Below are 15,091 nucleotides of genomic sequence, written 5' to 3'. Positions count from 1 at the left end.
GACAACATGGAAAATTTGCAGCAATATCTTGGCGATGCGCTGAAACAATTGCGCCAGGCCAACGGCTGGAGCCTGACTTCAACCGCGGAAAAAACGGGCGTGAGCAAGGCGATGCTGGGTCAGATTGAACGTGGCGAATCCAGCCCCACGGTGGCGACCTTGTGGAAAATCGCCACCGGGTTCAATGTCCCGTTCTCATTTTTTGTTCATAACGGATCGCTTTCCGCCGGTGAGGTGGCAAGTTACCGACAGCATAATGCCCAGATGACGGTCACGCCGCTGTTACCTTATGACGAACGACTGCGTTTTGATTTGCTGGCAGTTGAGCTGGCAGCCGGTGCACAAAGCGATTCCGCGGCCCATGAGCACGGTGTGATTGAGCAGGTGGTGGTGGTGGAAGGGGAACTGTTACTGGGCATCGAAGACACCTGGCGGCGGCTTAAACAGGATGAGGCCTTTCAGTTCAGGGCGGATGTTGCCCACAGCTACCGTAATCCCCTGAACAGCCGCTTACGCTTTCACAGCCTGATTCATTACCTTGGGCGAACCTGAGCTTACAAATTGAAACCAGCCGCGCCTGTTCAGATCTGACCGGCATTTGTATACTCACTTCCCCTTTGTAAGGCCGCGCTGCACGCCTGTTTGCACCTCGTTGCAAACGCTGACTGCCTGAGCGTCGCAGTCTGCACCTTACTGACTCGTTATCTGTTACCGCTTCCAGAGGAATTATCATGGCTTTAACCACACTTGATGCGAAAACCGCGCTGATCGTCATCGATCTGCAAGAGGGGATTGTTGCGCTGCCAGTTGTGCATGAGCCACAGCCAGTTATCGAACGCTGCGCAATGCTCGCCGCTGCATTCCGTGAAAAAGATCTGCCCGTTGTGCTGGTCAACGTTGCTGGCGGTGCGCCAGGACGCAATGAGATGCCGCGTCACGAAGGCGAGCTGCCTGCCAACTGGGCAACCCTGGTTCCTGCCATGACACCGCAGCATAACGACCTGACCATCACCAAAAAAACCTGGGGCGCTTTTCATCACACGGCGCTGCATGATGAACTGCAAAAGCGTGGCATCACGCAGGTCGTTATTTGCGGCATTGCCACCAGCATTGGGGTGGAATCGACGGCACGTCAGGCCTATGAATTAGGTTACAATGTCACGTTGGCAGTGGATGCAATGACTGACCTTAATAGCGACACCCACGAAAACAGCATCAAGCGCGTGTTTCCCCGTCTGGGCGAAACGGGCAGCTGTGATGATGTGCGTGCAAAACTCAACGCGCTGTAATCGCTAAGCAATATCCCAGGGATTGAGCAGCATAACGCCCAGTCCCTGGAAATCTTTCAGGTTACGCGTGACCAGGATTAAATCGTGCTGTAGCGCCGTTGCCGCAATCAACGCATCGGTTTCAGCGCGCCGGTCGGGCACGTGCAGTTGGGCGCAGCGCCGCGCGATGGGGCCATCAACAGGCAAGGTTCGCTGACGATACGCCTCAAGTACCTGTGTCTGATACCAGAGGCGCAAACGTTGGGCCTGCTCTTCATCCCGCTGTTCAAGATGCAAAATCCCTCTCTCTATTTCCAGCAACGTCAGGGCGGAAATAAAGGTGCTATCAGTGCTGACCGTGACAGCCCAGGCTTCGACGTTCGGATCGACGCGCGCTGTTCCTGCCTTGCGCAATTCGGAAACGACATTCGTATCCAGTAAATATCGCATCAGAAATCGACATCCCGCGCGGTAATACTTATGCGTTCCGGTGTAAAATCGATATCTGCTGTTTCAGGCATGGCTAATGCCATCGCCAGATTTTTTTTGCCACCTGTTAATGTTTGATAAGCCTCAAACGTTAACAGGACATGTGCGGGTTTACCGCGATCGGTAATGTACACTGGGCCGTCCTCCGCCTCTTTTTTCGCCTTTGACACGTCTTGATTAAAGGCACGACTTGAATAGATTTTGTTCAACGTGAGTGCTCCTCACATGTAGTTACGTTACTACATAGAGTTTATGTGAGTGGATCTTTTTGAGCAAGTTTTGAACGAAACCTCGAGTGCTCTCGCAAAATGGCACAGCGAAAACCGGGATGGGTGGGTGATACAATGAACTGACTGACGACAGCGAGATGCCAGCGTCAGGAAGGATGGCGGGGAGAGGCCACCTGAGCGGCGGCCGCGTGATACCGGCGCGGCCGCCCTGTATTACTGGAAAGCGTAACTGACCGTCAGGCCCACGCTGTAGTTGCGCCCCGGTGCCGGTTCGAAATAACGGCTGTTACTTTCGTTGACGATCACCGAGCCCACGTAATTCCGGTCAAACAGGTTATCTACCCGCCCAAACAGATCCAGTGTCCAGCTGGCAACCTGCCACTTATAGCCGCTGTTCAGCGAGGTAATGGCGTAAGAGGGCGCCCGAACGTCATTGCTGTCATCCGCCGCAATATTGCTCATGTAACGCCATTCTGCCCCGGCGTAAAAACCCTGTTCCGGGGCGTAAGCCAGCCCGGTATAAAGCATATTGCGCGCGATGCCGGGAATACGATTGCCGTTGCAGCTGTTGTCACCACAGGCATTGGTGCGGTATCACCGAATACATGGATATGCGTCAGGCCGTGTGTGCTTTTGCAGAACGCGCCGCAGAAAAGCTGAGGAAAGAAAGGCAGTACTGCAAACAGATTGCTGTATTTGTGCGTACCAGTCCGCACGCAGAAGAAGAGGTGTTTTACGGCAATCAGGCCCACGGGAAACTGCTCACGCCTTCTAACGATACCCGCGACATTATCCGGGTGGCTATGGACGCACTCGATCAGATATGGCTCGACGGTCACCGCTATATGAAAGCAGGAGTAATGCTGGGCGATTTTTTCAGCCATGGAGTGTCTCAGCTCAATCTATTTGATGAGTACCGGCCACAGCCTAACAGCGAAGCTCTGATGCGTGTCGTTGATGGACTCAACCAAAGTGGCAAAGCAAATTTATTTTTTGCGGGGCAGGGAATTGAAAAGTCTTGGGAAATGAAGCGGGAGATGCTTTCCCCCGCTTACACAACCAAATTTTCAGATCTTCCGATAGTAAAGTAACGTTTAAAAAAAGAGAATAAAACCCTCTATGAATTTTTGAGCGATGCCAATCGGAAATAATAAACAAATTAAAATTTATTATATTTATTGCAAAGTGTGCGAGTATGCGTGAATAACCCTTTATACCTTATCGTTGGAGTAATGCCACTTGCATTTGAAAGATCTTCTATTTCATTCATCAAGCTTTGAGAGGCATCTCTAAAAGCCAAAAGGTCATTGTGCTTTTCAGAAATCTCATTATTAATTATTGCTTTTTCAGCTATTAAGTCTTGGTTCAATGATTTTAAGTTTTTTACTTCATTCGTTAAATTCTCGCAGGATATCCTTAAATTTTCTTTCACCTCCTCCAATTCCAAAAGCTCCCTTTCCTTTTCTCCATTCCTTTCCTTTAAGTTATTGATAGATAATTGCATTTCTTCAATCTTAACTTCTTCGTTTTTCGTTTTTGTGTTATATGCAATATCAGCTTCGGCTCTCAAAACTTCAGTGGTTTTCTTTCGAGCAAGTGCGTAATCCGTTCTGTCTGCTAATTTATCTTGAGCTCGCTTAAATGGTCCGTTTTGAATCTTGTAGGCTTGTTCTAAAACGTAAGGCATTGCTATTACATATAATGCTGAAGAAAATAAAGGGCTGATCAGTGAGTTGAACCAACTTCCGACGGCAATAATTGCGCCAATCTTTATTTCAATATTTCTATCGCTAAATAACAATATAAGAATTATCTGCCAGTTGAATATGATCCAAGAAATTATAAATGAAGAAACTATAGGGTTGGATATCCGTTCAGAAATAGATTGACTAACGGATTTTTTTACTTCATTGATGTTATCAAACATTTAAAGGTCCTAAACATAATGGTGGCTTAACAAGCTTACCTTCAGATTATAGATTGTAATAGTCTTAGTGAAAAATAGTCAGGGTGTGAAAAATGGTTTTTTCTTACCCAAATCATCCATGGCCGCTTAACGCGGCCATAAATTTTATCTGTTAGAAATATACAAAGTCACTTCAAGCCCTAATCTCAAGACAATAAATTTAGGTTTTTTCCACATAACAGAATCCTTTATCAAAGAAAACTAGCACTCGTTTAGACAAAATTCTAGCCGAAATGAGTACATAAATGAGTACATAGGTAATATGACTCAATTAATTTAATATATAAAAAACAGGTACATAAAATCAATTCAGTCAGGCCTTTGTCTGTTTAGCTAAAATTTTGTCGGTTCTGAATCTGCAATCCTGGTACGCTGGTCAGGCTTTCTGACAGGTTAACGCGCGGCGCGGCCTGGCGCATATCATCGCCGTTAACCACGCTAACAGCGGCAGGCGTATCAAGTTCGCTCAGGCCTTTTGCGGACGGTGCCGCGCTGACGACCAGCGTATTATCGCCGTCTGCTGCGAAGAGCGGCAGCGAAGAAAATATGGCAGGCAGGACTAAAAACGGCAGGCTGACCCGACGTAATCGCTTAATATTCATTTGTATTTGGCCTGAAAGCGTGGATTCCCTGGGTATGTCGCCTACCAACCCGCGGCTTAAAACCACAGCGGTTAACGGCAGGTCGCGAAACTAGTGGTGCTAAATGAACCAACTGGAACAATCGCGGCATATATTAATAGTTTTGTCAGTTGTTTGGAAATCGTAAATGATTGATCGGTTTATATGATCGTCATGGCGTTAAAACGTCATGCCCTCAGCGCGGTTAACCCCGTGATAGCGCACGACGGGCGGGCAGGCGGGCAAGCCAGTAAGGCAAAGGCCAGCGGACGTACAGGGTCACAGGTGCTACATTTTAGCGTGCACCGCCGGGTAAGCTTAAGGCGGACAGCACTAATCAAAAATAAGGAAATCAGCATGAAACAACCTGATGTTGCAGTACTGGGATTAGGCGCCATGGGGCACGCCTTTGCCGCCAATTTACTCAAAAAAGGTTTCAGGGTTTACGGCTGGAACCGCACCCGCGCACGGGGCGAAGATTTGATTGACGCCGGGCTGACGTTAGCCGCATCCGCCGCGGACGCAGTGCAGCAGGCCGACGTCGTGATTGCGATGTTATCGGACGGTAGCACCACAGAGCAGGTGCTGCATGAGGCGAAAGCGGCGTTAAAACAGGGCGCAACCCTGTGCCAGATGGGCACCATCGGTGTGGAAAAAACCGATGCGCTGATTGCCTTCTTCGCTCAGGAGCGCCCCGATGTGGTGTTTATTGACGCGCCGGTTTCCGGCACCAAAGCCCCCGCAGAAAACGCCCAGATTCTGGTGATGGCCAGCGGCGATCGGTCCCGTGCTCAGGCAGCAGAAGCCGTGTTCGGCGCGATAGGTAAAGGAACGCAGTGGCTGGGTGAGGCGGGCAAGAGTTCGCGCATGAAGCTGGTCATCAACAGCTGGCTCATTGGTCTGATGCAGAGTCTGGCCGAAAGTACCCGGCTCGCCGACCAGTTTGGGTTTTCCACCGACGACCTGTGGCAGGTGCTGGACGGCGGCCCGCTGGCCGTGCCCTATGCCAAAATGAAGCTGGGCATGATCGCCAGCGATGATTATACCCCGCAGATGCATCTGCAATGGGCGCTCAAAGACGCAAAGCTGGCGCTGGATGCCTCTGAGCGTTCACTGCCCGCACTGGAAAATATCGCCAGCGTCTGGCAGCAGGCCGTGGAAGCCGGGCACGGTGAAGAGGATTTAGCGGTGATCTACAAGTATCTTAAATCGCAATGAGTTCGACGGTCAGTTTTGATTTCAGCACCCGCCCGCTGGTGCCGCTGGCGCACGATTATCCGCATGGTGCCACAGAACCCTGGCACCATCACAGCTGCGCGCAGCTTATTCATACGCTGAGCGGCGTAGTGCGGGTTGAAACGGAACTGGGCAGCTGGACCGTACCGCCCAGCCGTGGCGTCTGGCTGCCTGCCTTCACCAGCCACAGCTTACACATCACCGGGGCGGTCGCTGCGCGCACGCTGTTTATCGATCCCTTTGCCAGAGCCGATCTTCCCGCCAGCTGTCAGGTCGTGCAAATTTCTGCACTGCTGCGCGAGCTGATTATCAACGCCATCGATTTGCCTGTGTCCTACGCGCCAGCCAGCCGCACCGAACGGATTTATGAATTGATCCTGGATGAGATACGCAGCATGGACGTGCTGCCTTTTGCCTTGCCCCTGCCACAGAGTCCACGTTTACAGGCGCTCTGCCTGCAGGTTCAGGCTGACCTGTCTGGCGACTGGTCGCTGGCGGCAGCCAGCGCCAGGCTCAACCTGTCTGGTCGAACGCTGGCTCGCCATTTTGTACGTGAAACCGGCCTGCAGTTCAGCGACTGGGTACGGCGAGCCCGCGTGGCTATCGCCCTGACGCGGCTGGCACAGGGCGACAGCGTATTGCGCGTGGCTCTGGATCTGGGCTATGAAAGCCCAAGTGCCTTCAGCGCCATGTTTCGCCGTCTGCTGGGCGTGTCACCAACGGACTACTTTCCTGCGGCAGAAAGTGGCTCGCCGCGTTAAGCAACGCCTGCAGTGCGGCGCGCGACGTATCATTGTCGATGCTGACGCCCCAGTGGCGTTCACCCTGCAGATTCATACAGCTGACATAGGCGACTGAGCGGCTGTCGCTGCGTTTTCCCAGCGTGTGTTCATGATAATGTTCAATGGTCAGCGCCAGGTCCAGCGTCTGACGCAGTGCCGTAACGGCGGCGGAAAGCAGGCCATTCCCGCTACCAGTCAGCGGCACGGTGCGGTCGTGATGATGGACGTGAGCCCGCAACTGCGTCTGCTCGCCCGACTCGCTTTGACTGTGTGCATCCATCAGGCGCAGGGCAGGCTGTTCAATCTGATAGTGACGGCAAAAAAGTTGCCAGACAGCATGCTGCGTCATTTCTTTTCCATACAGATCGGTTTCCTGTTGAACACAACGGCTGAAATCCTGCTGCAGTGCGCGGGGAAGGTGCAGGCCGTGGTTTTGCTCCAGCAACCAGGCCGCGCCGCTTTTACCTGACTGACTGTTTACCCGGATAACGGCTTCATAACTGCATCCAATATCGGCAGGATCGAGCGGCAAATAGGGGATCTGCCACCGCGTTTCCTGGTGCTGGTGGCGATAAGCGAATCCCTTTTTGATCGCATCCTGATGAGAGCCGGAAAAAGCGGTAAAAACCAGCTCGCCTGCATAGGGATGACGGGGATGGACCGGCAGTTTATTGCAGTCGGTGACCACCTCAATCACCCGGGCCATATCGCTAAAATCCAGTCCCGGCGCAATGCCCTGGGTGTAAAGATTTAACGCCAACGTGACTAAATCGACATTACCGGTACGCTCACCATTGCCAAACAGGCAGCCTTCAATGCGATCGGCACCCGCCAGCAGAGCCAGTTCCGCGCAGGCAACGCCCGTCCCTCGGTCGTTATGAGGATGAACGCTGATACATACCGCGTCACGTCGGCTAAAGTGACGGCAGAAAAACTCTATCTGATCGGCGTAGACGTTGGGCGTGTTAACTTCAACGGTGGCCGGCAGGTTAATGATCATCGGCCGTTCCGCGCTGGGTTGCCAGACGTCGGCGACCGCTTCACAAATCTCCAGCGCGAAGGCGGGCTCTGTAAAACAGAAGGTTTCGGGCGAGTACTCAAAGCTCCACTGTGTTTCGGGCGCGGCCTCACAGGCGGCTCGAATCTGTTGTGCGCTTGCGGTCGCCAGCGCCACGATCTGTTGTTTACTCTGATTAAACACGCGCTCACGAAATAAGGGGGCGGTGGCATTGTACAAATGCACAATGGCGCGCGGTGCCCCTTCCAGTGCGCAGAAGGTTTTTGCAATCAGGTCGTGACGCGCGGGCGTTAATACCTGCAGCGTCACATCATCTGGAATTCGCTTTTGTTCAATCAGGTCGCGCACAAAGTCAAAATCGGTTTGCGAGGCGGAAGGAAAAGCGGCTTCAATTTCTTTGACACCGCAGTCCAGCAGCAACTGCCAGAACTGAAGTTTTTGCGTGCGGTTCATCGGTTCCGCCAGCGCCTGATTTCCATCCCGCAGGTCAGTAGACAGCCAGCGCGGCGCACGGGTGATCTGTTGTGAAGGCCACTGGCGGCCAGCCAGCTCAACGGACGGAAACGGGCGGTATTTCTCAGCCGGGTGCATCAACATAGTCATCTCCTTGTAGGTGTTTAAGCCAGTGTGGCGTGGCGAGAAGTCTGTCGCGCGCGGAAAACTGACAACCTGAAGCGCAAAAGTGACAACCTTGTTGACGGCGTGTGGCGCTGCGTGCGCAGGCGTTTGCTGAAGTGGAAAGACAGCGGTAGCATAAGCCGATGTTTCCCAAGGTGGTTTCCTATGCTGGTTTTTGACGGGCACAACGATCTGTTACTTAATCTGTGGCTGTACCATCGCGATGCGCCCGCAGAGGCATTCTTTGCGGGCGTGCCGAAAGGCCATCTGGACTTTTCTCGTATGCAGCAGGGCGGTTTTGCCGGCGGGTTGTTTGCTCTTTTTGTACCGCCGCAGGACTACCTTGCTCAGGTCGCCCCGGCGCGTGCGGCGCAAGAAGCCTATGAGCCACTGACGATTATGTGGCAGCAACTGGCGATACTGCAGCAAATAGCCGCGCAGTCAGACGGGCGCGCCAGGCTTTGCCACTGCGCCGCAGAGATTGAAGCCTGCCGCGCTGAAGGGGTTCTGGCGCTGGTGGCGCATATTGAAGGCGCTGACGCCCTGGACGCGGACGGCGAAACGCTGAACGCCTTTTATCAGGCTGGCGTCCGCTCCATCGGGCCATTCTGGAACCTGAAAAATCGCTTTGGAGAAGGCGTTAACGGCAGTTTCCCGGGATCGCCGGACACAGGACCAGGGCTGACGGCAGAGGGGGAAAGGCTGATCGGCCAGGCCGCTGCGCTAAACATGATGATTGATGTTTCGCATATGAATGAAAAAGCCTTCTGGGATACGGCCCGCCTGTCTGACGCGCCCCTGGTTGCCAGCCACTCCAACGCCCATGTTCTGTGCCCACAGCCCCGAAACCTGACGGATGACCAGCTCAAGGCTATCCGTGCGAGCGGTGGGGTGGTCGGTATTAATTTTGGCAACGCTTTCCTTCGCGCCGACGGTAAACGTGACAGCGACACCGATCTGGCAGAAATCGTCAAACATTGTGATCACTTGATTAACATAATGGGCGACGATCATGTGGCGTTCGGATCGGACTTTGACGGGATTTCGCCGCCGGAAGCGCTGGGCGACGTGAGCGGTCTGCCGCGATTGCTCGCCGTTTTTCGCGACTCGGGCTATGATCAAAGCGTACTGGAGAAATTAACGTGGGGAAACTGGCTGCGGGTTTTGCACCAAACCTGGCTGGGTTAACACGTTTTCTTACGGGCTTTTCATTGATTTCACTGTGCGGTCTGCGAGAAAATAGTGTGACAAGGTTCGCATTTCAATCCCTGTCACACTGCTGTTTTGCAGTAATTTATTTGTCTGTTTATCTATAAGGAAGAAAATTATGTGGAAAAAACCAACGTTTGTTGATCTGCGCCTCGGTCTGGAAGTCACGCTGTACATCTCCAACCGCTAATCATTTGCCCGCCGTTTGCGCGGGCATTTTGTTTCAACACCTGGTCCCTTTCATGTTTATTAAAGTCCTTGGATCTGCTGCAGGCGGTGGATTTCCGCAATGGAACTGCAACTGCCCCAACTGCCAGGGTGTGCGTAACGGCACCCTGCAGGCCACGCCGCGTACTCAGTCCTCGATCATCGTTAGCGATAACGGGGAAGACTGGGTTTTATGCAATGCCTCTCCTGACATCAGCCAGCAGATTTTGCACACGCCAGAACTGGTTAAAAAAAACGTCCTGCGCGGTACAGCCATCGGCGGAATAATTCTTACCGACAGCCAGATTGACCATACTACGGGCCTGCTCAGCCTGCGTGAAGGCTGCCCACATCAGGTGTGGTGTACGCCCGAAGTTCATGACGATCTGACCACCGGTTTCCCGGTCTTTACCATGCTCAAACACTGGAATGGCGGACTGCAGCATCGGCCCATTCGTCCGTTAACGCCGTTTAACGTCGATGTTTGTCCGGATCTCCAGTTCACCGCCATCCCGATTCTCAGTAATGCACCGCCATACTCGCCATACCGCGATCGTCCGCTACCGGGCCACAACGTGGCGTTGTTTATTGAAAATCGCGCTAACGGTCAGACACTGCTGTATGCGCCAGGCCTTGGTGAGCCGGATGCGGTGATCCTTCCCTGGCTGGAGCGGGCCGATTGCCTCCTGATTGATGGGACGGTATGGCAGGACGATGAGTTACTGACCGCCGGAGTGGGTAAAAATACCGGAAAAGCGATGGGGCACCTGGCGCTGGCCGACGAGCAGGGGCTGATGGCATTACTCGCCCGGCTGCCGGCAAAACGTAAAATTTTAATTCACATTAACAACACCAATCCTGTTCTTAACGAACAGTCACCTCAGCGGCACTTCCTGTCACAACAGGGAATAGAGGTGAGCCATGATGGGATGGCGATACATCTTCAGGACTAAATCATGCTGATTACGGAAACCCTGTCGCCGCAGGCCTTTGAACAGGCGCTGCGCGATAAAGGCGCGTACTACCATATTCATCACCCTTACCATATTGCGATGCATAACGGCCAGGCCACGCCTGAGCAGATTCAGGGCTGGGTGGCGAACCGCTTCTACTATCAGACCAGTATTCCGCTCAAAGATGCGGCGATCATGGCCAACTGCCCGGACCCGGCGACCCGGCGTAAATGGGTACAGCGCATCCTGGATCACGATGGCAGCCAGGGCGACGATGGCGGCATTGAAGCCTGGTTACGCCTGGGCGAAGCGGTGGGCCTGAGCCGGGATGAGCTGGTCTCGGAACAGCATGTCCTGCCGGGCGTGCGGTTTGCGGTTGATGCCTACCTCAACTTTGCGCGCCGCGCTAACTGGCAGGAAGCCGCCTGCAGTTCCCTTACCGAACTCTTCGCTCCCCAGATTCATCAGTCGCGGCTTGACAGCTGGCCTCAGCACTATCCGTGGATCAAAGAAGAGGGCTATTTCTATTTCCGCAGCCGCCTGAGTCAGGCGAACCGCGACGTTGAACACGGCCTGGCGCTGGCGCTGGCATTTTGTGATACCGCTGAAAAACAGAACCGCATGCTGGAGATTCTGCAGTTCAAGCTGGATATTCTGTGGACGATGCTGGATGCCATGACAATGGCTTACGAACTCAAACGCCCGCCTTATCATAGCGTTACGGATAAGGCAGCCTGGCACACAACCCGACTGGTATAACGATGAACGAACACGCAATTGCCGCTTTTCGCCGTGGCTACCGTATGCAATGGGAAGCGGCTCAGGACAGTCACGTCGTGCTCTATCCAGAAGGCATGGCGAAACTCAATGAAACGGCCGCCGCCATTCTGGCGCTGGTGGACGGCAAACAGGATATTGCCGCCATCATTGCCATCCTGGATGCCCGTTTTCCCGAAGCAGGTGGCGTCGGCGAGGATGTTAAAGAATTCCTGCAGTCAGCGTATGAACAAAAGTGGATACAGTTTCGTGACCCAGCATAAACCCGGCGTGAACCCACCGCTCTGGCTGCTGGCAGAACTGACCTACCGCTGCCCGCTCCAGTGCCCGTACTGCTCGAATCCGCTGGATTTTGCCCAGCAGGAAAAAGAGCTGAGCACCGAGCAGTGGATTGAGGTGTTCCGCCAGGCACGTGCCATGGGCAGCGTGCAGCTCGGCTTTTCAGGCGGTGAGCCGCTGACGCGGAAAGACCTGCCCGAACTGATCAAAGCGGCGCGCGATTTAGGTTTTTATACCAACCTCATTACCTCCGGAATCGGCCTGACGGAGAAAAAGCTGGAGGCGTTCAGCGACGCCGGGCTGGATCATATTCAGATCAGTTTTCAGGCCAGTGATGAAACCCTGAACGCAGCGCTGGCTGGTTCGAAAAAGGCGTTTCAGCAGAAGCTGGACATGGCGCGCGCGGTCAAAGCCCATGGTTATCCCATGGTGCTGAATTTCGTCTTGCACCGTCACAATATTGACCAGATCGATAAGATCATCGATCTCTGTATCGAGCTGGAAGCCGATGACGTGGAGCTGGCGACCTGTCAGTTTTACGGCTGGGCGCAGTTAAACCGCGAGGGCCTGCTGCCAACCCGTGAGCAGATTGCCCGGGCCGAAGGCATCGTTAACCAGTACCGTGAACGCATGAGCGACAGCGGTAATCTGACCAATCTGCTGTTTGTTACCCCCGATTACTATGAAGAACGTCCCAAGCCGTGCATGGGCGGATGGGGCGCTATCTTCCTGAGCGTCACGCCGGAAGGCACGGCACTCCCGTGCCACAGCGCACGCCAGCTGCCGGTGGCTTTTCCCTCTGTGCTTGAGCAGAGCCTGGAAGATATCTGGTACCACTCGTTTGGCTTTAACCGCTATCGGGGCTTTGACTGGATGCCGGAGCCTTGTCGCTCTTGTGATGAAAAAGAGAAAGATTTTGGCGGCTGTCGCTGCCAGGCCTTTATGCTTACCGGCGATGCAGACAATGCCGATCCGGTGTGCAGTAAATCCCCGCACCACGGTAAAATTCTTGATGCGCGCCGTGAAGCTGACTGTAGCGACATCAAAATCGGCCAGCTACAGTTCCGCAATCGCAGCAACTCTCAGCTGATTTATAAAACGCGGATTCTGTAATGCCCACACGTTGCCTGCAACTTAACGGACTGAAGGTGACGCTGATCCACCAGCCGGAGGCCAGTCAGTCAGCGGCACTGGTGAGCGTCGCGGCAGGCAGCCATGATGAGCCGGATAGCTGGCCCGGCCTGGCGCATTTGCTTGAGCACCTGCTTTTTACCGGCAGTCAGCGCTGGCCAAATGACGGGCGGTTGATGAGTTGGGTTCAGGCCTGCGGGGGACAGGTGAATGCCAGCACCCAGGCCCGCCAGAGCGCGTACTTTTTTGAAGTCGCGCCTGAGAATTTTAGCGAAGGCCTGCTGCGCCTGCAGGATATGCTGAGTGCGCCACGACTAACCCTTGAGGCTATCCGCCAGGAGATTGCCGTTATTGATGCGGAATACCGGCTGCTGCAGCATCATGCTCCGGCGCGGGCGGAAGCCGCTATCTTCACGCCGGTGACGTTCCCCGCCGTATTTCAGCGCTTCCAGACGGGCAACAGGGCAGCATTTGGTGACAACGTCACCGAATTGCATGCGGCGTTGCAGGCCTTTCATCAGCGTTTTTATCACCCTGAGAATATGGCGTTGTGGCTCCAGGGGCCGCAGTCTCTGGAAGCGCTCACCGGTCTGGCAGAAACCTTTACCGCCGCGTTTCCCCCACGTCCATTGCAGCTGCGTAAGCGTGCCAGCATCGTCCCGCAACCGGTTCAGCTGTCCCCCGACCGGAGCCTGGCCTTGCAGCAGGAAGGGCCGTCCGCGCTGTGGCAAAGCTGGCTGTTACCTGCCGCGTTTCGTGACAGTGTCACTCTGGTGCGGGAATTTTTACTTGATGAGGCGCTGGGTGGCTTACTGGCCACGCTCCATGCGCGCAACATCGCGACTGGCCTGCAGGTGAAATGGCTTTATCGATCTGACACGACCGACTGGCTGGCGATAACGGTCGTCAGCGAGCAGCCTGCGCCTGTGATGGCACTGCTGAATGCGTTTCTGCAGGCGTTAAGTCGTACCACCACGGCGCAACGGCAACATTACTGGCATCTGGCACAGCAACGGCTGGCTGCGCAATCGCCACTGATGCAACTGCAGGCGCGTGCACTGGGTTTTGCGGCTGTGGGTGAATGTCCTGATATCTCTGCCTTATTGAGCGAACTGTCCACCCGTGCCGCGACCACGCTTTTTTGTGCCGCCGATACGCAGGGGGAAAAGCGTCTTGTACAGGGCTATGAACTCGCGCTGGCAACCTGGCAGGTGCCAGCGCACCGTTGCCCGCCTGTTGACTGGTCATTTTACCCGCAGCAAAGTCCTTTCCCACTCAGTGATGCGCCCACGGATGTGGCGGTTCTGCCGCACATCGCGCCGGATACGTCGCCGGGTACGCTGGTGCTGCGCTCCGAGCTGTTTACCACGCTGGCGGCGGGCCCGGCATATGACCATGCCTTACGGCCCGTCTTTGCGGTGTTACGCCATTTTGCCGCTAGCGGCGAGTGGCGCGACGTTCAGGGCGTCTGGCAACTCAGGCTGCAGCTGCCGTCAGACAAGACACTGCTCAGCGCGGCTCTGGCGCAGCTTCTGCAACGCCTGAGCCAGCCAGCCAGGGCATCCTCACCACACATACCGGGCATTGCGATACGCGAACTGCTGCGGCAACTGCCTTACCAACTGGCTACCTCTGTGGAGCCTGCAGGCTGGCGTGCCGCCCTGTTGGGCGGTGATGCTGACCAGCTGCGGATCGTGGCGCAGCAACTCAGTGTGCTTAAGGTGAATTCCCCGACGCGTCCGGCTCGCGCATCGGTTGCCGGTGAAACCTGTATCCCCCAGGCGACGGATGACAGTGCTGTTTTGCTGTTTATTCCCCTGGACGACGGGCAGCAACTGGCAGCGCTTCGTGCTCTGGCGCTGATCTGTGAGCCGCGTTTTTACCAGCGCTATCGCGTTGAGCAGCCGGTAGGTTATGTGGTCAGCTGCCGCTACCATCGCAGTGTGGACACCGATGGCCTTCTTTTTGCCTTACAGTCGCCGGATTGTCCGGCATCAACATTGATTCAGTTCTGTGAAGCCTTCCTGCATGACATGACGCCTGGCGTTGCACAATGTGATATCAACCCGATCAAAACTCAGCTCATGGGGATGAAAGAAGACCCCGAGGTGGCAGCCCTGCGTCAGGCGAACGGCCTGACCAACCTTGAGCCTGAAAAGGTCGCCTCACTGACTCAGGAAGCGGTGCAACAGCTGCATCAACGATTGTTAACCTGCCGACACCGCTGGCGCATTCTCTACACTAAAGGTAAGAATTAAAATAATCACTCAGTGATATTGCTGAATAAATTTGATTGTTTACGCCAAAT

The 15,091-nt window shown here is 54.5% G+C and carries 16 protein-coding genes and 3 pseudogenes; 12 read left to right on the top strand and 7 right to left on the bottom strand.

The window, feature by feature from the left end; genetic code table 11:
• Positions 1-6 precede the first annotated feature (6 nt).
• Together QNH99_RS11780 and QNH99_RS11775 are read left to right on the top strand one after the other, a co-directional pair.
• Positions 7-552, top strand: a complete 546-nt coding sequence (locus tag QNH99_RS11780; protein ID WP_410515365.1) for a helix-turn-helix domain-containing protein — start codon at positions 7-9, stop codon at positions 550-552.
• A gap of 179 nt (positions 553-731) precedes the next feature.
• Positions 732-1,289: an isochorismatase family protein gene (locus QNH99_RS11775; RefSeq protein WP_063879532.1), complete on the top strand. Its 558-nt coding sequence runs from the start codon at positions 732-734 to the stop codon at positions 1,287-1,289.
• A 3-nt stretch (positions 1,290-1,292) separates the two neighbouring features.
• Here the strand turns inward: QNH99_RS11775 and QNH99_RS11770 are convergent, their stop codons facing one another.
• The 3 genes and pseudogenes from QNH99_RS11770 to QNH99_RS11760 form a co-directional block, all read right to left on the bottom strand.
• A complete protein-coding gene (locus QNH99_RS11770) occupies positions 1,293-1,718 on the bottom strand; it encodes a type II toxin-antitoxin system VapC family toxin (protein ID WP_283378650.1) in 426 nt (141 codons plus the stop codon).
• Positions 1,718-1,966 carry a type II toxin-antitoxin system Phd/YefM family antitoxin gene (locus QNH99_RS11765; protein ID WP_410516705.1) on the bottom strand — a complete coding sequence of 83 codons (249 nt, stop codon included), beginning with the start codon at positions 1,964-1,966 and terminating at the stop codon, positions 1,718-1,720. The genes QNH99_RS11770 and QNH99_RS11765 overlap by 1 nt, the downstream gene beginning before the upstream one ends.
• A gap of 234 nt (positions 1,967-2,200) precedes the next feature.
• A pseudogene (locus QNH99_RS11760) lies at positions 2,201-2,581 on the bottom strand (TonB-dependent receptor domain-containing protein); the annotation flags it as partial.
• On the opposite strand from QNH99_RS11760, the pseudogene QNH99_RS11755 reads away from it, so the two are divergent.
• Positions 2,581-3,078: pseudogene (locus tag QNH99_RS11755) on the top strand (DUF4113 domain-containing protein); the annotation flags it as partial. The pseudogenes QNH99_RS11760 and QNH99_RS11755 sit on opposite strands and share 1 nt — an antisense overlap.
• 68 nt (positions 3,079-3,146) lie before the next feature.
• Here QNH99_RS11755 and QNH99_RS11750 read toward each other — a convergent pair.
• The 3 genes and pseudogenes from QNH99_RS11750 to QNH99_RS11740 all read right to left on the bottom strand — a co-directional run.
• Complete coding sequence (locus QNH99_RS11750; protein WP_410516704.1) at positions 3,147-3,914, bottom strand: hypothetical protein; 768 nt, start codon at positions 3,912-3,914, stop codon at positions 3,147-3,149.
• A 144-nt stretch (positions 3,915-4,058) separates the two neighbouring features.
• On the bottom strand, positions 4,059-4,130 hold the full coding sequence (gene pqqA / locus QNH99_RS11745; RefSeq protein WP_410517673.1) for a pyrroloquinoline quinone precursor peptide PqqA: 72 nt from the start codon (positions 4,128-4,130) through the stop codon (positions 4,059-4,061).
• A gap of 155 nt (positions 4,131-4,285) precedes the next feature.
• Positions 4,286-4,555 (bottom strand): annotated as a pseudogene (locus QNH99_RS11740) (TonB-dependent receptor plug domain-containing protein); the annotation flags it as partial.
• A gap of 375 nt (positions 4,556-4,930) precedes the next feature.
• On the opposite strand from QNH99_RS11740, the gene QNH99_RS11735 reads away from it, so the two are divergent.
• On the top strand, positions 4,931-5,791 hold the full coding sequence (locus QNH99_RS11735) for an NAD(P)-dependent oxidoreductase (RefSeq protein ID WP_218994559.1): 861 nt from the start codon (positions 4,931-4,933) through the stop codon (positions 5,789-5,791).
• Positions 5,788-6,570: an AraC family transcriptional regulator gene (locus QNH99_RS11730; RefSeq protein ID WP_410516703.1), complete on the top strand. Its 783-nt coding sequence runs from the start codon at positions 5,788-5,790 to the stop codon at positions 6,568-6,570. The genes QNH99_RS11735 and QNH99_RS11730 overlap by 4 nt, the downstream gene beginning before the upstream one ends.
• Here the strand turns inward: QNH99_RS11730 and leuA are convergent.
• Positions 6,491-8,206: a 2-isopropylmalate synthase gene (leuA, locus tag QNH99_RS11725; RefSeq protein ID WP_410516702.1), complete on the bottom strand. Its 1,716-nt coding sequence runs from the start codon at positions 8,204-8,206 to the stop codon at positions 6,491-6,493. The two genes, QNH99_RS11730 and leuA, sit on opposite strands and share 80 nt — an antisense overlap.
• A gap of 186 nt (positions 8,207-8,392) precedes the next feature.
• Between leuA and QNH99_RS11720 the strand changes: the two genes are divergently transcribed.
• The 7 genes from QNH99_RS11720 (at position 8,393) to pqqF (ending at position 15,041) form a co-directional block, all read left to right on the top strand.
• Positions 8,393-9,415 carry a dipeptidase gene (locus tag QNH99_RS11720; RefSeq protein WP_172897160.1) on the top strand — a complete coding sequence of 341 codons (1,023 nt, stop codon included), beginning with the start codon at positions 8,393-8,395 and terminating at the stop codon, positions 9,413-9,415.
• Between the two features lie 139 nt (positions 9,416-9,554).
• The gene (pqqA, locus tag QNH99_RS11715) at positions 9,555-9,626 is read left to right on the top strand and encodes a pyrroloquinoline quinone precursor peptide PqqA (protein ID WP_009090272.1); all 72 of its coding nucleotides are present in this window, start codon (positions 9,555-9,557) and stop codon (positions 9,624-9,626) included.
• 52 nt (positions 9,627-9,678) lie between these two features.
• Positions 9,679-10,596, top strand: a complete 918-nt coding sequence (gene pqqB, locus QNH99_RS11710; protein WP_218994555.1) for a pyrroloquinoline quinone biosynthesis protein PqqB — start codon at positions 9,679-9,681, stop codon at positions 10,594-10,596.
• 3 nt (positions 10,597-10,599) lie between these two features.
• Positions 10,600-11,355 (top strand): pyrroloquinoline-quinone synthase PqqC, encoded by a 756-nt coding sequence (pqqC, locus tag QNH99_RS11705; RefSeq protein ID WP_096010667.1) that lies wholly within the window; start codon positions 10,600-10,602, stop codon positions 11,353-11,355.
• 2 nt (positions 11,356-11,357) lie between these two features.
• Positions 11,358-11,636, top strand: a complete 279-nt coding sequence (gene pqqD, locus QNH99_RS11700) for a pyrroloquinoline quinone biosynthesis peptide chaperone PqqD (RefSeq protein WP_063879542.1) — start codon at positions 11,358-11,360, stop codon at positions 11,634-11,636.
• Positions 11,623-12,765: a pyrroloquinoline quinone biosynthesis protein PqqE gene (gene pqqE / locus QNH99_RS11695; protein WP_096010666.1), complete on the top strand. Its 1,143-nt coding sequence runs from the start codon at positions 11,623-11,625 to the stop codon at positions 12,763-12,765. Before pqqD ends, pqqE begins: the two co-directional genes overlap by 14 nt.
• A complete protein-coding gene (pqqF, locus tag QNH99_RS11690; protein WP_410516701.1) occupies positions 12,765-15,041 on the top strand; it encodes a pyrroloquinoline quinone biosynthesis protein PqqF in 2,277 nt (758 codons plus the stop codon). Before pqqE ends, pqqF begins: the two co-directional genes overlap by 1 nt.
• Positions 15,042-15,091 lie beyond the last annotated feature (50 nt).

Source organism: Pantoea allii (assembly GCF_046529425.1).
GTDB classification, from domain to species: Bacteria; Pseudomonadota; Gammaproteobacteria; order Enterobacterales; family Enterobacteriaceae; genus Pantoea; species Pantoea allii.
Note: the sequence above shows the minus strand (reverse complement) of the source record. Positions and strands in the feature narration are given on the sequence as shown.